This window comes from Pseudomonas sp. DC3200b2 (assembly GCF_049895785.1).
Classification (GTDB): Bacteria; Pseudomonadota; Gammaproteobacteria; order Pseudomonadales; family Pseudomonadaceae; genus Aquipseudomonas; species Aquipseudomonas massiliensis.
Map to the genome: position 1 here is coordinate 50,938 of NZ_JAFCTA010000010.1, position 18,217 is coordinate 69,154.

Consider the following 18,217-nt stretch of genomic DNA (forward strand, 5'->3'; position numbering starts at 1 on the left):
TACATTTGTGTAAGGTGGCACCAAACCTATCGGTTTGTCGGCAGACTAAACCTCATCTGTAAATGAGGTTGCTGTCATGAAACTGTTGGTGGCTGAAGACGAACCTAAAACCGGCATGTATCTGCAGCAAGGCTTGATCGAAGCTGGATTTAGCGTAGATCGGGTAATGACCGGTACCGAAGCGCTAAACCAGGCACTAAGCGAAACCTATGACCTGCTTATTCTCGATGTGATGATGCCTGGACTCGATGGCTGGGCAGTCGTCAAGAGCGTGCGCGACGCTGGCCAGTCTGTCCCCGTGCTGTTTCTCACGGCACGAGACGGGGTCGATGACCGGGTGAAAGGACTTGAATTGGGGGCTGATGACTACCTGATAAAGCCTTTTGCCTTCTCGGAACTGTTGGCACGCGTGCGAAGCCTGTTGCGTCGGGGCAGTACCGCCCAGACCCAAACAACCATGCAGATAGGTGATCTTCAGGTTGATTTGCTCAAGCGTAGGGCCACCCGCTCAAGCAAGCGAATTGACCTTACCGCAAAAGAATTTGCCCTCCTCGAACTGCTTATGCGCAGACGGGGCGAAGTGCTACCGAAGTCGCTCATCGCCTCTCAGGTCTGGGACATGAATTTCGACAGCGACACGAACGTGATCGAAGTGGCCATCCGAAGGCTGCGCGCCAAGATCGATGACGGTTTTGAAACCAAGCTGATTCACACCTCGCGTGGCATGGGCTATATGCTCGATACTCAGGAAGACGTATGAAGCGTGGGTCATTGACGCTGCGCTTGAGCATCATGTTCGTGGTTTCAGTCGTAGCCGTGCTGGTCGTAGCGGGCACCGCTTTCAACGAGCTGAGCAGGCATCACTTCAGAGCCCTGGATAAACAAGCACTGGTCGAGAAGCTTGAAGCTACACGGCTAATCCTTAACAGCAGCGAAAGCGCAGAAGCCCCATCAGGTATTCAGCTCCAGTTACGCGCCTTACTGAGCGCACACCCCGATCTATCCGCATTAGTCCTGGCATCAGACGGGTCGGTTGTTTTCTCAGCCCCGCCTGACCTTGAGCTTCCGTCGCTGGATGACGGTAAATTGCGCGATGACGTCTGGGAGTGGGGGCATGGCCACCATCTCTACCGTGGTTTGACCGCCAAAGCGGTGCAAACAGCCCGAGGGCAAACCTTCACGGTCTGGTTAATCCTGGACGTGACCACCCACATGCATTTCTTTGCACTATTGCAATGGTGGTTCGGTGTGGTTCTGCTAGGCAGCGCAGTATTGAGCGCCCTCCTCGGCTGGCTGGTGGCCAAAAGCGGCTTGAAACCGGTCGCCCAGGTAACGCAGGTTGCGGCCTCGATGTCGGCAGGCTCACTGAAAAGTAGAATACCACTTGAGCCGGTGCCGGATGAGTTACGGGAGTTGATAGTTGCGTTCAACTCCATGCTCGCAAGGCTCGAAGAGTCGTTTGTCAGGCTGTCCAATTTTTCGGCGGACATTGCCCATGAATTGCGGACCCCGCTTAGCAATCTCAGGACCCACGCCGAGGTGATCCTGGCCAAAAAACGCACGCCCGATGCGTACGAAGAAAATCTGTTTTCGAACCTAGAGGAGCTTAACCGGCTTTCCACAATCATCGATGGCATGCTTTTTCTGGCCAAGTCAGACAACGGTTTGGTACTGCCAAACGCCTCGTCATTCGAGTTAAGCGATGCGGTAAAAAAACTCTTTGGCTACTATGAGCTCTTAGCTGAAGATAATGGTGTGAATCTAGTCCTGGAAGGACAGGGTAAAGTAGTTGCGGATGCGGTCATGGTGGACCGGGTTGTATCGAATCTTCTTTCAAATGCCCTGCGCTATGCTCCGGCGGGAACGACTATAAAGGTTAATATCTGGAGGGATGAGAGCACGATTCAGCTAGCGGTCCAAAATGCCGGACCGGCAATATCTGCAGAGCATGTTGAGCGTATTTTTGATCGTTTTTACAGGGTTGATCCAGCAAGAAGGGAAGGGTCAGGAAACTCTGGACTGGGCCTTGCCATTGCCCGGTCGTTGATGCAGGCGCACGGTGGTCAAATATCTTGTCAATCAAACGAACACCTGACTACGTTTACACTTGTTTTTCCACGGCAAAATTGATTCATATTTTAAATCAAAGAAAGCGATGCTCATAGAAATCTTGAGATAGGTAATCAGGAATTGATAAAGCTATAAGGGATCACATGGAACATGGGGGCCGCAATGCTGCTCAAGACCTCATAAAATGGCTTGCCATGGCCAGTATGCTGGTTGATCACCTCAGGTATCTTTTCCCAAAAGCTGAGGGTCTTTTTATTCTTGGGCGGTTCGCGTTTCCATTTTTTTCGTTAGCAATGGCAATGAATATCGCGCGGGCACCTAGCGATTCCATGATTACGGACGCCAATAGCCGCTATCTTATGTGGCTGATAGCATTCACTGTCATTTCAGAAATCCCCTATCGCTGGCTTGACTGGTCCTCCAGCACTACGAATATCATGCCGACACTCATGCTCGGCCTGCTAGTCGCCTGGGGGATTCACTATCGCTCAAAGCCCTCTTTGTTTCTGTCCATAGGCGTTACGTTGCTGGCCGTGGCTCTTCATTCCTCTCTGATGTACGGCGTCTATGGCGTACTGTTGCCAGGAATATTACTTATGGCCCTAAAATATAAAGCCTGTTGGCCCCTTATCGCAGCGTTGGTGTGTGTCGCGGCAAACAATCGTAATGTCTGGGTAATGCGGGGAGATGCACGCGGGTTTGTCTGGGCCATCTGGGTAGCTACCTTTCTTGCCCCGCTGATTGGCTTACATTTTGCAAATACCAGTTTAAGATTTCGAGTAGGGCGTGTTGGTCGTTGGGGGTATTTCTTCTACCCTGCGCATCTGTTGGCCATAAAGCTAGTAAAGATTTTGTAGTGGACGCGTATGGAATAAATGCTGTCGCACGAACGCCTAGTGCGAGCAATGTTGACTAGAGTCAGATAAATAAAGTACGGTGCAGTTAGGCTCTAATTGAAAGCCTGTTTTGTTTTAGGTAGTATGTTCAAGGCTAACTGATAAATACTTTAGGGAGAAGAAGATGCTGCCTCTGACTTCAATTCAGCGTGATAGCTTTGCACAGCATATGGGTGATCCCTACGTATTGTACCAACAACGAATTCGTTATTTTATCTATGCGTGCAAAGAACAGCTTTCCGGTCAGTATAGAGTGGGCATTGTCAAGCGTCTCGACCAAGTCTTAGCCGTCGCTGTGCTTCAAAATCAGGAATGGCACGACAGCATAAAGTTGGTACTTTCGCAGGCCGTCGAACTAAACGCACTGCATAGCAGTGATCATGAGTTCTTCTTGTCGCACCTAGGCCGCTGCACGCCGGGCAAAAACGACAGGCCGCCTGCCCGTCAGTATCGTCGAGTTGGCCAGCCCCGCGCTTATTGATCCAGTGCCTTAGCCAGTCCTCGACGGAGACTGGCTCCACCAGTTCCTCGTTAAGCCTCCCCTCCCCTCCCCTCCCCTCCTCGCTCGCTGTCGCCCTCACTCATCAAATATGTACCTTGTCAATAGGCTTCGGCCTTGACGGCTATTTCTTTTCGGCGCTCGCTCCAGGGTTGCACCTATGTATGATAATGTCCTTTATCATACATAGGGCGGAGAACTTCGGAGGAAGCTCGGCAAGGAGCTGGGCCGCGAGATTCTGTTGGCCATCAAAGCCAGCGACCGAAGCCCTATCGTTGGATTAAACTCACTATCCAAGGCCACAGCAAAAATGAGGTTTCCTATCATGTGATGCAGCCGGACGAAGCGGGGTTCATCTTGAGGCAAGATTCTTGCTCGATGAGCGGCTTCGATTGGCAGCCAAAACGCCTGACGACTCAGAGGTCAAGAATTTGCCGATACCATTCGAGACGGTATGTGTGGAGGCAGACAAAATGAATACGGCGTCGGTTCGCTTTGATAAGCTATGTCTACATATAGATTCCGAAGATTAATTTAGAGGACGTGTTGCATGGCAGTCACGAAAGGGCACGGCAACCCTGATTGGGCACGTGAAGAGGTCATACTGGCGCTGGAGCTTTATCAATCATGTAACGGAAAAATTCTAGGTCCGGCTGATGAAAGAGTGACTGAGCTATCTACCGTATTGAGATCTTTTCCGCACCATAGCCAAGAAGCTCGTAAGAGTTCATTTCGAAATCCGGACGGGGTGGCATTCAAATTACAAAATATTCGTAGCGTTAACATCGGCACCGGCCTGAAAAATACCTCAAAATGGATCGTGAGGTATGGACGGAGCTCGGCCATAACCCGAAGCGAACAAGTGAATTAGCTAAAATTATTCGAGCTAGTATAATAAAAGTTGACGAGATTCCGCAGTTTGAGGTTGAAGAAGAGTTTGCTGAAGGAAAACTAGCAACTAAAGTACATCTTCGTCGAGAGCGTAGCCATCGCTTGAGAAAGGAGGTGATTGCTAAGCGTATGAAGCAGGGGAATTTAGTCTGCGACCTTTGTGGCTACGATGGTGAGAGTATCAATCCAATGTTACGCGATTCTCTTTTTGAATGCCATCATATCATCCCGCTTAGCCTTATCGGCGAGACGCAGACTAAGGCGAGAGACATAGCTTTGCTTTGCGCCAACTGTCATCGATTACTTCATCGAGCTATATCTAATAAAAAAGAATGGGTTTCAATCTCCGAAGCCAAAGCAATGATTTTTCTGGAATAATTTAGGACGTATTCCGGTTTTACAGGACTGGCTGCTATGCGTAGCATATTTGATTTCCCATAACGTAAACGTACCTGGAATATTGGGAGATCGGGTGTTATGTTCAATCAGGCGTCTGGCTAGATGCTTCCTGACGCAGGCAGCTACCCATTCAAAGCTGCTTTTCGTGGAGGGCAGCAAACGACCCATAGCTGCCGTTCGGAAGGGGCTGCTTTCGGACAGAACAGACGCTCATTATGTCTGTAAAGCTACTCGGATGTTTCACATACTCAGCATCAACTCTAAAAGTCTTTCTCAATTCGTTCCAAAGAAATAACACTAGATCTCAAATTTTGAAGCTGAGCGCTATCATATTCTCCATCAACCTCCATTTGATTCAATATATTCAAAAACACTATTCTATCCGCTTCTTCTTGCACTATCACGTAGCTGATGTCTTTAATGTCAAAACGCAGAAGACAATTATCAAATGTATGTTTATTATAAGCATCCTGTTCTACTTCAAATTTTTGAACGGGTATGCATTTTCGACCTTGAGCAAGAGTTGGCGTAAATCGCCATTCATTTTCCAAATAGAAATCCTTGTCTGCCTCTCCCCCTCCAGAGCGCATCATTTTACCGTTTGAAGGCTTTATGAGAGCTAACAGCTCGAATAAATGATCAATGAATTTTGGCACCTGCGCTGGATGCACGAAGCATTCAGGCTGAGCTAAGTTCAATATACTGTATCTAAGTGCGCTATTTTCAGACAAATATATCACAGGGTTCAAGCCCGCCCGGATGGCCCAGTCTCTAGACATTCCGAAGCCGAACCCACCGTAAAAGTTCACATGATTTTTTATTCTTGTTAATGGTATATCGCAAAAACTAACTAAAGGATAGGCAACATAACCTAGCTGTTCGTTATACCACCTGAAGTCTTCTAAACAATAACGAGGCCAAAATCCTGTACGAAGAATTTTTACTAGGGTTTCAGTACTATCCGTGAAATGAAATAACGTATGTGATTTTGATCCCATGTTACTGATTTTCCGAATTGATTCTTTGCCTAGCATCATGAATCACAAACAATGAGCATCGGCTTTAAAATATAAAACGGAAACTTTAGACTGAAGGCTGCCTGTATCAGGTCGTTGCACTAAACCTGTTGTATTCGCGTAATCGCATCCTTAATTGCTCTCGATATGATCCAGGGTGTCCATATCAGAACTTCGCTTCTGCAACACCCAGCAAAATCCCGGACATACTTATGAAAAAAACCGCCAGATTTCACTCTGACTTAGATAGAGCAGATGCTTTTCTTTCGTTCCCCGAGAGCTTCGCTTCTGCTTCACCGGCGCTGATGATGTCATCCAGTAGACCATGGACATCCGACGGTGTTTTGTTTAGACGAACGCCTACGTAGGTTCCCTCAAAAGAAGAAGCCGACGCAGTAATCTTTCGTTCCGAACCGATAACCTTAGCCTGCCCACTTCCCAACATGAACCATCCAAAGTTGCTTCCTAATTGACTTAATACGTAAAGCCCAAAGCCTGAGTTGTCATAGATGTTTTCCTCTTTCGTTAGTCCAGCGGTGCGACTAACACCCGGATTAATGGCCGTAACCAGAGCTTCCTCGTCGTTTTTTATATCATATGCCGTCCGTAATGTAGTGCATACGCCCACCCCTTCATCAACGACTGCAAACTCAGCAGCACCATTTCCCCATCGCTGACCGCATATGAAGCACCGGCTTGCACCAGAGTGTTCAAAAACGTTCCTAATTATTTCTCTAATTGAATAAGAATAAATCCTCAGATCCTTACTGTCGTCATGGGATCCGGCTAAAACTCCGGCGAGACTACGTGAAATCTGAATTATGCTCTCATACCAAGCTTCGAGGTCGCCGAATTTGGCGGCATCCTGTGGTTTCTCTATGATGGTTATAGGCAAATATGTTTGCGACCCCGCTGCTTCGCCGACCAACTTCCCCGCTTGAATATTAATGAAATCGAAAAAACCTAAATGCATCAGGTATGAGTGAGCCTGATTGGTGTCGCTCAATCCAGATCGCCAAGTTTCCAATCCTAAAGATTTACGATGATTAACCCAGTTGCGTAAGACCACTCCTAAAACCAGCATTGACGTTGGCGTAGAAAATCCTAATGTACTGAAGTTTATTGTCACCTTATCAGGATGTGTTTCGACCGCGCGCAGCCGTTCAAAGAAAGGATCTAAATAATTTTTGTCTAACTGAGTAGGAAAATCAATTTTCATTTAATCTCCAAACCGCATCGAAGTGACGGCCGGCATCTGCAGTTTGTTTAGTTGTCTCGATTTTACCTGCTAGTAAACACTCTGCAAGTGGGTGCAAAAATTTATCTCCTGCCCAATAAAAGTGGTTATAAAAGAAAGCACCAGTCGCTCTACAATCACTCAGCACAGCCTTGACTCCCCCAAACTACAAAAAATGATAGTATGTAGAGTATTAACCGACGCACGTCTTTAAGCCAAGCAAAAGATTTTGGTATGAGAACCGGCTTGTAAGATGCGACCCTAAGCATCACGGTCAGCTCAGGGTCGCAAGCGCATGCAGTCGAACGTCCGTTTTTGGCCGGTTGCTGTCGTTCGCGAGAGGCAGCTATGGTTCGGTAGGGGTCGTTCCCAACTGACGGGATCATGATTCACTTTAGCAATGCAGACTGGCAGCGAGCGCCGCTGCTGTCATCCCATCGGACTGAATGACGCCGCCGAGCAATACCGCCTTTTTTCGGAGTCACCGCTACCTCTCCTACTCTGCATGCTTCGGCACTGCTGCTTGAACCACTGTTTGGCCGCCTTGCGGCATTCGCGGTAGTCGATCGAGCCCTGCCGGTGATTACGGCACACGCTCGACGCATCTACCTCATTGTCCACCACGTCCCAGGTAGCCCAATAGTTTCCGCGGCCGTCCCAGCCTCGGATCAGCTGGGTTTCCGTTCCGCTCACATGTTCTCTACGGTCACTTACGGGGCGTGCCGCGCGCTCGGCCCGGTAGTTCGCCAGATACGCCGCCGACACCAGGCCCTGCCGTGGTTGGGCCTCCACGCCAGGAGGAGGTACGTCGCCGAAGCGGCACCGCATCACTTCTTCATTGATCACGGTGCTGCCCGCCAGGCAGTCCGCCAGAGGCCGGGCCCCGGTGCGCGCCGGGGCCGAAGCGACCGGCGTCGCAGGCACGCTAACGGGGAGCGCTGGGCGAGTAACGGGACGGGTGGGCAAGGCCGGCGCTGCAGGAGCGGAGAGCTCAGGTTGCCAATAGGTCTTGAGATGCGTCCAGCTCACGCCAAGGGCTACGACGGCGGTCAGTCCTCCGATCCATAACGCCGGATTCAGGCGCGACGGTGAACGCCGACGTGGCGTCAGCGGCTCCAGCGCCGTCAACGGTGAAGCGAGCCGGTCCCTGTCGATGATTTCCGGGCGGTTATGCCGTGGCATCACCCTCTCCTGTCTGTGGGCAGTGTTGATAGGCTGCGTCCACGCCGCGGCGGGATGCTAATCGGGCGATCGATGGGATATCGGTAATGCCGATGCCAGGCGCTATCCGGCAGTCGGTGCTGCAGCGTTTTCGGCCGTGGCGGGCAGAACCTGGGTGATATGCCCGCTTCAGGAGCGATCCGAACGGTACCACCTCACTTCGGGTCAACCGACACCACCTCGACATACCGAAATTTCTTCCGCACCGCCTTCACCGCTTCCTGCTCCGCCAGCAGGGTGCTCAGCGTATCGGCCTCATGCACGAGCTCCTCGGTCTCGCCTTCAAAGACATTCCCCACCCGCAGCGTGACCTTCAGCCGCGGCGTAAACGCTTTGTCCACCTTCTGTTTCTCCGCCGAAGCCGCCGGCGGCACAATGATCACGTCCGGAATGGCCTCCATGGGATCGGGGATGTGGACATGCGTGGGCGCAGGCGACTCCGCGGCGCCAAACAGTGCGCGGCGCATTTCTTCTTCAGTCAGATCGTTCATAGGGTCTCGATGTTGTGGTTTTCAGCACGTCCTGGCGCTCGCGCGGGGGCTGCGGCGGATCATAGACCACCCCTGTGGCGAATGGTCAAACGGCGCGCCAGTCAGCGGCTGCCGTTTAAGTCGCTTCACAAATACCCTTCCTCTACCGATTGTCCCCATCACCCCTGCCCTTCCGCTTTCGCCACCAGCAGCGCCTCATAGCGCGCTTCGAGCCGTTCATGGGCTTTCTGCAGCTGCTGCAACTGCGCCGCGGCACTGTCCGCCTGAGCGCGGTACCCGGCACTTTCCTCCTTGGCGTCCGAGCGCTGAACCCGCAGCCGATCGACCATATCGCGACTCTGCGCCAGCTCGCGGGTGAGCCGTTCGGTCTCCAGCCGGGCCGCATCGCGCACCCGGCTGGTTTCCTTCATCAGGTGGTTGGAGGTGCTCTCGAAGATATCTGCCTGGCGGCTGACTTCGGCGCGCAGCGCAGCGTTTTCTTCCTGGTGCACGGCCTGCAGCCGGGCCAGCTCGGCGGCATGGGTGGCCGCCAGCCGCTCCTGCTCCGCCTGGTGTGTGGTGCCGACGCGGTCCAAGGCGTCGCGGTGGCGCTGGTCCTGTGTTTGATACTGCGCGGTCAGCTCGACCAGCTCCGCTTTGAGGGCTTCGTGCTCCGCCTGCCTACGGTCCAGCTGCGCATTCAGTCGCTGCACCTGCTCGGTGAGCAAGGCAATCTGCCGCTCCTGGTCCGCAAAGCGCCCCGTCGCCTGCTCCGCCTCCGCCCGCGCCTCCATCGCGGCGCGCTGCGCTCGCTCGGCCTGTTCCTGATAGTGCGAGCGCTCGATCGCATAGGCCGCGGTGGCCTCGTTCAGCGCCACGTCCCACACCGCGTCCAGGGCCTGGCCCACCGCCTCGGGAATGCCCGGCCGCTTCAGCCGCGCATTCAACAACGGCCCGGTGCGCGCCCAGAACTGCTTCACCTCGTCCCCGACCACGTTCGGCGAGGCGCTCACGCCGTGTTCCTCGAGGATCCGCGCACGGATGGCCGTGACCGACACCTCGGCGCCGGCCTCCAGCAACTGTCCGGCGTAATGGCGCACCAGGTCACGGGTTTTCGGCAGGCCGCTGCGAACGGTAGAGGTCGTATTCACGAAAGTGCTCCAGGGTCACGGTTTAAAGGGCTTTTTACGGTGCCCGATTTTGCAGGGTTTGGGTCCAGTTTTAGGCCTCGAACGGGCCAGAATCGCAAAAGTCCGGCTGTTTCGGTTGAATTATATATCTACTGCAAATGATATGAAAAATATCGTAACTACGAAAAATTCGTGATTACCTCCCATTATCACGAATTTTTTGCCTGGTACGCCGGTAACCGGTAGTCTTGGGCGTAGCTCGGTTTGACGTTAGCCGATGTATAGATAACGTTATCTTTTTATTTTCAGTAGCTTGAAGTAAGGAAACATGCGCTGTGGATCAAGTTGATCTCGGTCTTTCGCTCCTGCGCCCTGCCCGCCTCAGCCCGGCTGACTTCAAGGCGCTGATTCGCCAGCGTGGCTGGCGGATGGCCGATGCTGCTGTGCGCTGGGACGTGCGTCCGGAAACCCTCAGCCGGGTGGCGGCCGACCCCCAGCGGGAATTGCGCTGGGATGACTTGGTCCGTGCCTTGCCCTTGCTGACCCGACGTGAGCGCGCCGCGGCCACGGCTGCTCGACTGCAGCTCCACCCTCCACGGCCGCGCGCTGCGCCAGTTGCTGTACCGGTCGCCGAAGCTGACCCCGCGCAGCCCTCTTCTTCTGCACCACGCCCGTTCGCCTGGGACGACGAGGACGACGAATTCGAATCCTTTGCACCGCCTGGGGATGGCTTTCGCTATCGGGACTATGTGGGTGTGAATTCAGAACTGGTCGTGGTCAGCGAGATCGGCACCTTCGCCGCCGAAGGTACCGTGTTGGTGGTCACCGACACGCGGGTCGGCGTAGACGAAGACGGCGCGGTGCAGGAGGAATACCTGTGCGAAGCCCCGCAGGGCGCCACGCTATGGCTCACCCCCACGCAGATGGATGACTGGGTTGTCTCTACCGGCAAGACCCGGAGTGGCTTTTGATGACAAGCATTGTGAATAGCGAAGGCGTGCCGCAGGCGGTGGATTTTCAGCAGACGGTGTCGCTCGAGCGTGTGCGGCCGGCCGTCTCGGTAAACGAGACGGACGAGGCGCGAGTCCTACCCGACCTAGTCCAGGCCCACTCCGACATCGAGGCCGCCGCCATCTGGCTGGAGGTCACCACCGACAATCCCAAGACCCGGCGCGCCATGCGCAAGGAAGTGGAGCGCTTCATCCTCTGGGCGCTGCATGTGCGGGGCAAGCAGCTGTCGCAGATCGGGGTGATGGATGTGCGTGCGTACCTGCGCTTCCTGCAAGACCCGCAGCCGGCCTCGGTGTGGGTCTCAAGCATAAAGCGGCCGCGGCAGCACCCGGACTGGCGTCCGTTCGCCGGCCCGCTGAGCCCCGCCTCGCAGCGCTACGCCCTGGTCCAGCTGGGCAGCCTGTACAGCTGGATGGTCAAGGGCGGTTGGCTCAAGGGCAACCCCGTGGCCCTGGTCAAGAAACCCGAGGCGCCGATCGATCCGATGATCAAGCGGCTGTTGCCCCCGGAGGGCATCGCGCTGGCCTTCGAGGTCATCGCGGCGACAAAAAATCCGCTGAAGCGGGCGCGGGATCATTTCATGTTCAGCCTGTTTTACCTGACCGGGCTGCGGACCTTTGAAGCCACCGCCGTCGACATGGGCACCGTACGCCGCTCCGCCAGTGGCAACCTGTGGCTCATGGTTCATGGCAAGCGCAACAAGCGGCGCGAAGTGCCCATCTCGGAAGCCCTGTACGAAGAGCTCGGGCGGTACCGGGTCGCCTTTGGTCTGCCCTTGACCATACTGCCGGGCGAAGACACGCCTTTGTTGATGGCGGCTAACAGCAAGCTCAAAAGAGCCAGCAACAGCACCGTCCTTAAGGCCATGATCGAGATCATGGGACGCGCCGCCGACCTGGCGCGAACCCGGGCACAGCCTGAGTTGGCCGAACGGCTAGCCGAGGCGACGACTCACTGGCTGCGCCACTCGTGCTTCAGTCACCTCGCGCAGGCCACTGGCGATTTGGTGATGGTGCGCTCGTTGGCCGGGCATGCACGGATGGACACGACCAGCCGGTACCTGCATGCGGAAGCGGATGACCTACATCTTCGGGTCAGTCAGGCCTTGATGACGCCTTCGAGTCTTGCGGGCTGTACGGCTTAAGCCTGTATGCCCAAGGGCCAGCCAAGCGCCGCTACCGGGCCCCTCCCTACTGAGAGCGCTCGCTTTATCCACATCTCGGGTGCGGACCGAAAAGCTACCGCCGCTGGTGGAAATGCTGTTGCACGTGCACTTCAGTATGGAAAAGTTCCGGGCCTTGTCAGGTTTCAGCTTTCCATGGAATCGCTCAACCAGCAGGGCCTGCCAGTTGACCAGTACGTCCAGGCCCGCAACAGACTGATCCGTGCGCATAACCAGAGTGCAGGCATCGCGCAATGCGGTAGCATCGTCTCCCTTGGTTGTGAAAGTTGAGCTTCAACAATGTGAGGTTTCAGCAGCTCGGTTGAGCTATGGATCAAGGTATGAATGTGGGGGGGCTGGCAGCAGGCGGCCGATTGAAGTATCCAGGCATCTTTCTCAATAGACTCTGGGTTGCCCTGCCCTTCTGACCGAAGGGGCGGGAGGTTTGTCCTCCTTGTCTGGTACGCAGAGCATCAGCTGGGCCAGGAAAAAGTCGCAATCGTCCCGGTGCAGCACATTTAGGAATACGGCTTCTACCAGCAGTTGCCAACAGCAATCGTGCCATTCCTCTCGATGATGAATCGCCCAGTCCAAAATCATATCTAAACGGCGAGTCATAGCAGAGCTAGCGCTTCCGGCTAGGCATTCCTTGCACGAGTAGAAGAAGAACCTGACTCGCTGCGCATAGCGCACGCAGGGGGCATTCATCGTTGTGCAGATTTGGGCGGCTTCCTCAACCGATATCGCTCTCATCCTTTGTCCGCCATCTATTCTTTCTTCGACATACCATGTGTTTAGCCGCAGCGCGGCGCTGTGCTTGTGGGTTCTCAGCCTACCACCGCTCTCATCCTGGTGCGGTTCCCGTACGCAGCATTTCTACGTGCTATCCACAAAAATAGGGGATTAGTCTGTGGATAAGCGCTGTATGGTCGCCCCCTTCCCAATCTAACTGGCAAATCCAGGAGTAGATCAAGAAATAGCCAAATCTTGCCGCCCACACACGCTGCTAGGTTGATTCGCTTTTCTCCGATTGCCAGCAGTTCTTAAATCGAGCAAGCCCGGTCTGTATCCGGGAAATGGGCCCTGGCTTGCTAGCGTTGCTACTAGCAACACCCCTCGACACAGGAAATTCCGGATTCTGGTGAAAAAACCATCCAAAACCGGAAATTATGGTTTCGCGCAATTGATTCCGGAATTACAATCGTCCTATCATTGATTAGGACGAACCCTGATGGCTACTGATCTAGATCTGCATGAAGACACGCCAAGCTATATCGATTTCAGCACCTTGGAGTACCAGCCCCAGTTCGCAGCGAACTGTATTGGCTTAACCCCTCGTAGGTTGATGGATATTGAGCGGGACTATGACATCGAGATCCGAAGGGTCGCCCGTGGCACCGTCAGTGCCCGAATGTACACAGCATCTGATATCTTCAGAATATCTGCATTACGGCGTGAATTGGGACACGCGAAACGGCTCGCTCGGCAGGTTGTAGTGTCCATATTTGTTCAGAAGGGGGGCACTGCTAAGACGACCACTGCTGTCAATCTTGGTATTGCTGCGCAATTTTCAGGTCTAAAAACTCTGATCATTGACAACGATCCCCAGGGGGACACATCTTCTATGCTGGGTTATGACCCGGATTTAGCTCCTGAGGACCTCAAGAATTTTGGGATACCCCTAGACCGGCTAGTAGATGGACATTTGGGAAACCTCATTGCCCCGCACCTACAGATGCGCTCGTTCGAAGCGAAGGGTTTAGACCAGGTCATTAAAAAACCCTTTGGCGAATATGGACCACATCTGATCCCAGCAGATGCATACATGGAAGATTTGGTAATAGCGCTCGATGTATCCCCAAATCCCGATATGAGGTATGCCAAATGGATACAGCTCGCGATTAGCGGGAAGATTTCAGGCTGTAACCTTTCTGATTATGACCTGATAATTTTTGATAATGCCCCAGCAGGGTCGAGATTGACCAAGAACTCTGTGGCAGCGAGCGATTTGCTCCTTTGCCCTGTTCGGATGGACAAGTTTTCAAGTCGTGCTCTGGTTCGCTTAAATGACTGGTGCGCTCGTTTTGCCGAGGAATACAACTTCGCTCCGGATATGCTTGCAATCCCAACGATGTTTTTCAAAGGCAGGACAGCGCTACAGGAGAATTTAGCTCGGCTGAACTCCCTGTTTCCAAACCGCGTTACGGAGGAAAAAATCTACTTCAGTGAGGATTACTCGAAGTCGCTAAACAACGGTGTTCCATTACTGCTTTGGAAGGGCGCCTCTACAAAAAGCCTTGATCCAGCTCGCAAGGTTTTCGAGGAAGTCATTGCCAAAATCCGAGACATCGGGAGCCATTGAGCTAATCCCTACAGGTCCTTTGGTGTTGCTAGTAGCAACGCCTGAGTTCCTCCGAGCGTTGCTATCAGCAACGAATTCTATGATTTTTACCTGTTGCTACTAGCAACACCTTTTTCCATGGTGACCACGACATGAAATCAACCGATTTTCCTGGTAATCCATTGAAAGGCACTCGTCGCCCAGCCCTGATCCCACAGACAGACCCGTCTCGTCCCTCCGGCCGATCGGCGATGCTAGCGCAAATTGGTGAGGCGCTAGAGGAATCTGAGCTCGTCCTCAAAGATATCTCTGTAGAGGACATTGTGCTTTCGCCGTATCAGCCACGGCTTAAATTCGACCAGGGCAAGCTCAGGGAGCTGCGAGAATCTATCAAAGCTATTGGTTTAGGAAAGCCGATTATTGTTCGTCCGAAGGTTGGAGGATACGAATTGGTCGGAGGGGAGCGCCGGCTTAGAGCGGTTAAGGAACTAGGCTGGAAGACGATACCCGCAGTCATTAAATCTATGACTGATTCCCACGCCATGATTATTGCGCTGAGCGACAACACAGGTGAAGCGCTTACTGACTATGAAAGCGCGTTAGGCTACGCCAGGTTGCTAGAAACTGGAGAAGAGCGTAGCCAGGGAGCTATCGCCGCCCGGCTCGGGATCAACAGATCGACAATAAGTCGCTGTTTGCAACTTATAGAGCTGCCTGGATCTATTCAATCAATTTTAAAGGACCATCCTGAGCTAATTACTTCCAATTATGCGAAGCAGTTTGTCGAGTACGCCAAACAAGACCGAAAAGCAGTCGAACTCGTTGTTAAGACGCTTATGGTAGAAAAGGGAGTGGGGCAGGTAGCAGCGCTGAGGGAAATTGGCAGAAAACTACGTCCAGCTTCGTCTGTCCGTGTAGAAACGAAAAATTTTCAGGGATTAGGGACTGTTAGGAGAACGGGCACGAAAATCGAGTTTAGTTGCGAAAAGGGTATAGACCCGTCCCAATTTATGCAACGAATAGAGGCATTTTTGGCAAGCATTGATCCCCGGGATGTAGGGAACACTGCGCCGGAGTAATGTCTATCCAGTATCAATATTTCTCTATGTAGCCCTTAGGGAGGAGGCGCGCAGGCAACGGCACTTACTGGTGCTAAACGAGCTTTGCCTTTCCAACATAACAATGGGCGACTGGCAAATGGCGCTGTGGAAGAAGGGGCCTAGCACCCGAACTCCTGCGTCACGCTCCTACTAGCTCTCATCAGTTTCCCGGCTGGACAGAGCTTGGTTAAAGCAAATGGGTGTTGCTAGTAGCAACACCGAGCGCAGGGAACCATACCGAGGAAAAGCTCTGAAGCTTGAGTGCCCAAGCACCTAAGGCTAGGGCAGGGTGAGCGCAGAGGGGCCAGAGCGGTGTAGAGCTCTGCCCCTTGATCAGTTAGATAAGCTCACTTGGCGAGATCCAATGTGCATGGTGACCCACGGATCAGCTGGCAAAGGAACATTGAAGAGTGTGGATGTCCGAGTCAAAGCACTGATCTTGGCCATTTAGCATCCACTACTCGGCCTACAATCTGCCACCGCTCATCTATTTCGATAGTGCTGTATGCAGGATTTAAGGGCCTAAGGTACGTTTTTCCCGAGTCTCTATAGAGCTGCTTGAAGGTCGCCTCTTCGGTATCCACCATCTTGGCAACCACATACTGACCGCTTTCAACGTCGAAGCCGGGAGCGATCAATATCAGCATACCTTCGGCAAATGTAACGCCGCCTTGAGACGTCATAGAAGGGCCTTTCACCTTCAGCCAAAAACCGTTTGTCCCAGCCCAAGCGTCTGACGGATGTTTCTCAAAATTTTTTATGTTTCCGATCACTAAAGCCTCCATGGCTTTCCCTGCTTGCACCCAGCTGATTTCCGGGTACTCGTAAAATTTTACGGGGGCAAGAGCAGGTTCCACGTTCGCATCGAAACCGGAGCTATCAAGCTCCATGCTCCCTTTGCCACTCACTAGCCATTCAGGGCTCACTCCACATGCCTTCGCGATGCTCACAACGAAGGTACTGCCTACATTTTTTCCGGTCTCCAGCTGCGAAATCACAGGCTGCTTGACCCCCGCAGCTTTAGCTAACTCACCTTGAGATAGCCCCGCGTGCGCTCGTGCGGCTTTGAGTCTGTCGGCTAGGTTGGTCATTTTTTCTATCTTATAAGGTTGCTTATTAGCGTTGCAAAAAATAAAACTTATAATTAGGCTATAACTATTCTTATCAGGACTGCCCCGTATGACCCCTATCCAGCAGCTTGTCGCATTTTTTGGCGGCCAGGCCAAAGCGGCCTCTGCCCTCGGTGTCACTCAAGCCGCTGTGTCGTACTGGGTATCCGGCATCCATCAGATGAGCGCGGCCAAGGCTTTCTTAGCCGAAGAACTGACAGGTGGTAAGGTCACCGCACGCGATTTGTGCCTCCCCAAGCGTACGAAATGCTCTGCAAAAACCTGATCCGCTTATAGATATTGCCATCGCGGAAGAAAATTTCACGATCAAAGGGTTGTTTATAAGGAAAATTATTGCCATGTTTAATAAGGTATCTTATATTTGGTCCGTGGCTAGCTTTGGATCGTATTTGCGAACCGGCAGCCTCGATTGCCGGATAAACGCCGGCCTCGCTTCAAGGCAGCGATGAGTCGGCCTCGACGGCTCAGAGGGTTGGCAACTGGCCCAGGGTGCGCAGCGTAAAGCCCCAAACGAGTTATTCGGCGGACAGGCGGTCGCGGTCGAAGTCATTTATCAAACTCCCTCTCGATTCGCCTTTTCGGCAATGAGAGGGGTTTCCCAAATGTCCTCCCGGTAGGTCATTTAGGAAATCTCTCTCCTCGCAGCAAAGGAAAAACCGCAATGCTCACCACCAGTGCCTTCCTGGCTCTGGCTATGCAATGCGCACCCTCGATACACCCCGCCACGCTTTCCCCCATCGTCAAAACAGAATCCTCCTTCAATCCCTGGGCCATTGGCGTCGTCGGCAAGGTCTTGCCGCGTCAGCCGCAAAGCCTGGATGAAGCAGTGTTGACGGTGAAAAAGCTGGTAGGGGAGGGCGCCAATTTCAGCATCGGCCTGGGCCAGATCAACCGGCAGCACTTCGATGTCAGCCACCCCGAAACCATGTTCGAGCCCTGCACGAATCTGCGCATGACCGCGCAGTTGCTCCAGGACTGCTATTCAGCCGCCAGTGAGGCCGATCCAGACCCGCAAGGCGCCTTGCGCAAGGCGATCTCCTGCTACTACAGCGGCAACCTCACACGCGGCTTCCAGACCGAGGCCGACTTTGGCGGCAGCAGCCACGTTCAACGCGTGCTGGCCAACGCCGACGCGACCACCGTCGCGGTACCGGCCCTCGAAGGCGGCAGCGCTCAGCCCGCACAAAGCCGGCTACAACGCGTAACCGCTGAGCCTGTCACCACCGTGCAACCGGTGTACGAAAGCTGGGACGTGCTCCGGCAATACCCACGCTATCCGCCCCCGGCCCCGGTTTCTGCTCCACCCGTTCTGCCCGCTTCAACCGCTGTTCCCGCTTCAACTCCGCAAGAAACCCCAACCCCTGTTAAGGAAGCTCAATGATGACCAAGCGAAGCCTTGCCCCCAACAAAACTGAACTGTGCATTTTCCTGGTAGCCGTCGCCCTTTTGCCGGGCTTTGCCTCTGCTGACTGGTTAGCCACGCTCCAAGAATGGGGCACCAATATCCGTCTGGGTATGTATGCCTTGGCGGGCACACTGGGTCTGTGTTCCCTGATGTGGTCGGGTGTCCAGTGGATGATCGCCCGTTCCACCGGCGATCGGTCCCACACCTTCATGGACTACCTGCAACAAATGGGTGTGCTG

General features: G+C 53.5%; 18 protein-coding genes. 12 read left to right on the forward strand and 6 right to left on the reverse strand.

The genetic code is table 11. From position 1 onward, the window contains the following. The first annotated feature begins 76 nt into the window (after window positions 1-76). The 5 genes from ACP691_RS20790 to ACP691_RS20810 all read left to right on the forward strand — a co-directional run bounded on the left by ACP691_RS20790 (window position 77) and on the right by ACP691_RS20810 (window position 4,734). Window positions 77-760: a heavy metal response regulator transcription factor gene (locus ACP691_RS20790; RefSeq protein ID WP_426154044.1), complete on the forward strand. Its 684-nt coding sequence runs from the start codon at window positions 77-79 to the stop codon at window positions 758-760. After that, window positions 757-2,130 (forward strand): heavy metal sensor histidine kinase, encoded by a 1,374-nt coding sequence (locus tag ACP691_RS20795; protein WP_426154046.1) that lies wholly within the window; start codon window positions 757-759, stop codon window positions 2,128-2,130. The genes ACP691_RS20790 and ACP691_RS20795 overlap by 4 nt, the downstream gene beginning before the upstream one ends. 83 nt (window positions 2,131-2,213) lie before the next feature. Beyond that, window positions 2,214-2,927, forward strand: coding sequence for a TraX family protein (locus tag ACP691_RS20800; protein ID WP_426154048.1), 714 nt, complete (start codon window positions 2,214-2,216; stop codon window positions 2,925-2,927). Between the two features lie 163 nt (window positions 2,928-3,090). Then, window positions 3,091-3,447 carry a hypothetical protein gene (locus ACP691_RS20805; protein ID WP_426154050.1) on the forward strand — a complete coding sequence of 119 codons (357 nt, stop codon included), beginning with the start codon at window positions 3,091-3,093 and terminating at the stop codon, window positions 3,445-3,447. Between the two features lie 831 nt (window positions 3,448-4,278). Then, window positions 4,279-4,734, forward strand: coding sequence for an HNH endonuclease (locus ACP691_RS20810; protein ID WP_426154052.1), 456 nt, complete (start codon window positions 4,279-4,281; stop codon window positions 4,732-4,734). Window positions 4,735-5,015: 281 nt separating this feature from the next. Here ACP691_RS20810 and ACP691_RS20815 read toward each other — a convergent pair whose 3' ends face one another. The 5 genes from ACP691_RS20815 to ACP691_RS20835 all read right to left on the reverse strand — a co-directional run bounded on the left by ACP691_RS20815 (window position 5,016) and on the right by ACP691_RS20835 (window position 9,850). Beyond that, window positions 5,016-5,792: an abortive infection system antitoxin AbiGi family protein gene (locus ACP691_RS20815; protein WP_426154054.1), complete on the reverse strand. Its 777-nt coding sequence runs from the start codon at window positions 5,790-5,792 to the stop codon at window positions 5,016-5,018. A gap of 211 nt (window positions 5,793-6,003) precedes the next feature. Beyond that, window positions 6,004-6,990, reverse strand: coding sequence for a hypothetical protein (locus ACP691_RS20820; protein WP_426154056.1), 987 nt, complete (start codon window positions 6,988-6,990; stop codon window positions 6,004-6,006). A 447-nt stretch (window positions 6,991-7,437) separates the two neighbouring features. After that, on the reverse strand, window positions 7,438-8,190 hold the full coding sequence (locus ACP691_RS20825) for a hypothetical protein (protein ID WP_426154058.1): 753 nt from the start codon (window positions 8,188-8,190) through the stop codon (window positions 7,438-7,440). 194 nt (window positions 8,191-8,384) lie between these two features. Beyond that, on the reverse strand, window positions 8,385-8,720 hold the full coding sequence (locus ACP691_RS20830; protein ID WP_426154060.1) for a hypothetical protein: 336 nt from the start codon (window positions 8,718-8,720) through the stop codon (window positions 8,385-8,387). A gap of 158 nt (window positions 8,721-8,878) precedes the next feature. Continuing rightward, complete coding sequence (locus ACP691_RS20835; protein WP_426154061.1) at window positions 8,879-9,850, reverse strand: DNA-binding protein; 972 nt, start codon at window positions 9,848-9,850, stop codon at window positions 8,879-8,881. A gap of 314 nt (window positions 9,851-10,164) precedes the next feature. Between ACP691_RS20835 and ACP691_RS20840 the strand changes: the two genes are divergently transcribed. From ACP691_RS20840 to ACP691_RS20855, 4 genes are all read left to right on the forward strand, one after another. Continuing rightward, window positions 10,165-10,800, forward strand: a complete 636-nt coding sequence (locus ACP691_RS20840; RefSeq protein ID WP_426154063.1) for a hypothetical protein — start codon at window positions 10,165-10,167, stop codon at window positions 10,798-10,800. An 11-nt stretch (window positions 10,801-10,811) separates the two neighbouring features. Further along, the gene (locus tag ACP691_RS20845; protein ID WP_426154065.1) at window positions 10,812-11,984 is read left to right on the forward strand and encodes a tyrosine-type recombinase/integrase; all 1,173 of its coding nucleotides are present in this window, start codon (window positions 10,812-10,814) and stop codon (window positions 11,982-11,984) included. A 1,249-nt stretch (window positions 11,985-13,233) separates the two neighbouring features. Beyond that, on the forward strand, window positions 13,234-14,364 hold the full coding sequence (locus tag ACP691_RS20850) for an AAA family ATPase (protein WP_426154067.1): 1,131 nt from the start codon (window positions 13,234-13,236) through the stop codon (window positions 14,362-14,364). Between the two features lie 131 nt (window positions 14,365-14,495). Next, the gene (locus ACP691_RS20855) at window positions 14,496-15,422 is read left to right on the forward strand and encodes a ParB/RepB/Spo0J family partition protein (protein ID WP_426154069.1); all 927 of its coding nucleotides are present in this window, start codon (window positions 14,496-14,498) and stop codon (window positions 15,420-15,422) included. A 446-nt stretch (window positions 15,423-15,868) separates the two neighbouring features. Here ACP691_RS20855 and ACP691_RS20860 read toward each other — a convergent pair whose 3' ends face one another. Continuing rightward, entirely contained in the window at window positions 15,869-16,534 is a 666-nt protein-coding gene (locus tag ACP691_RS20860; RefSeq protein ID WP_426154071.1) for a LexA family protein, read from the reverse strand. A gap of 88 nt (window positions 16,535-16,622) precedes the next feature. On the opposite strand from ACP691_RS20860, the gene ACP691_RS20865 reads away from it, so the two are divergent. From ACP691_RS20865 to ACP691_RS20875, 3 genes are all read left to right on the forward strand, one after another. Next, entirely contained in the window at window positions 16,623-16,838 is a 216-nt protein-coding gene (locus ACP691_RS20865; protein WP_426154073.1) for a transcriptional regulator, read from the forward strand. A gap of 396 nt (window positions 16,839-17,234) precedes the next feature. Then, entirely contained in the window at window positions 17,235-17,954 is a 720-nt protein-coding gene (locus tag ACP691_RS20870; protein WP_426154075.1) for a lytic transglycosylase domain-containing protein, read from the forward strand. Then, on the forward strand, window positions 17,954-18,217 hold a 264-nt coding region (locus ACP691_RS20875; protein WP_426154081.1), incomplete at its 3' end, for a conjugal transfer protein. The genes ACP691_RS20870 and ACP691_RS20875, both read left to right, overlap by 1 nt.

Excerpts from the sequence above, each read along its gene's own strand:
- ACP691_RS20825 (WP_426154058.1), bottom strand. The coding sequence starts at position 8,190 with ATGCCACGGCATAACCGCCCGGAAATCATCGACAGGGACCGGCTCGCT.
- ACP691_RS20830 (WP_426154060.1), bottom strand. The coding sequence starts at position 8,720 with ATGAACGATCTGACTGAAGAAGAAATGCGCCGCGCACTGTTTGGCGCC.
- ACP691_RS20795 (WP_426154046.1), top strand. The coding sequence starts at position 757 with ATGAAGCGTGGGTCATTGACGCTGCGCTTGAGCATCATGTTCGTGGTT.
- ACP691_RS20850 (WP_426154067.1), top strand. The coding sequence starts at position 13,234 with ATGGCTACTGATCTAGATCTGCATGAAGACACGCCAAGCTATATCGAT.
- ACP691_RS20860 (WP_426154071.1), bottom strand. The coding sequence starts at position 16,534 with ATGACCAACCTAGCCGACAGACTCAAAGCCGCACGAGCGCACGCGGGG.
- ACP691_RS20800 (WP_426154048.1), top strand. The coding sequence starts at position 2,214 with ATGGAACATGGGGGCCGCAATGCTGCTCAAGACCTCATAAAATGGCTT.
- ACP691_RS20870 (WP_426154075.1), top strand. The coding sequence starts at position 17,235 with ATGCTCACCACCAGTGCCTTCCTGGCTCTGGCTATGCAATGCGCACCC.
- ACP691_RS20815 (WP_426154054.1), bottom strand. The coding sequence starts at position 5,792 with ATGATGCTAGGCAAAGAATCAATTCGGAAAATCAGTAACATGGGATCA.
- ACP691_RS20855 (WP_426154069.1), top strand. The coding sequence starts at position 14,496 with ATGAAATCAACCGATTTTCCTGGTAATCCATTGAAAGGCACTCGTCGC.
- ACP691_RS20820 (WP_426154056.1), bottom strand. The coding sequence starts at position 6,990 with ATGAAAATTGATTTTCCTACTCAGTTAGACAAAAATTATTTAGATCCT.
- ACP691_RS20790 (WP_426154044.1), top strand. The coding sequence starts at position 77 with ATGAAACTGTTGGTGGCTGAAGACGAACCTAAAACCGGCATGTATCTG.
- ACP691_RS20810 (WP_426154052.1), top strand. The coding sequence starts at position 4,279 with ATGGATCGTGAGGTATGGACGGAGCTCGGCCATAACCCGAAGCGAACA.
- ACP691_RS20805 (WP_426154050.1), top strand. The coding sequence starts at position 3,091 with ATGCTGCCTCTGACTTCAATTCAGCGTGATAGCTTTGCACAGCATATG.
- ACP691_RS20865 (WP_426154073.1), top strand. The coding sequence starts at position 16,623 with ATGACCCCTATCCAGCAGCTTGTCGCATTTTTTGGCGGCCAGGCCAAA.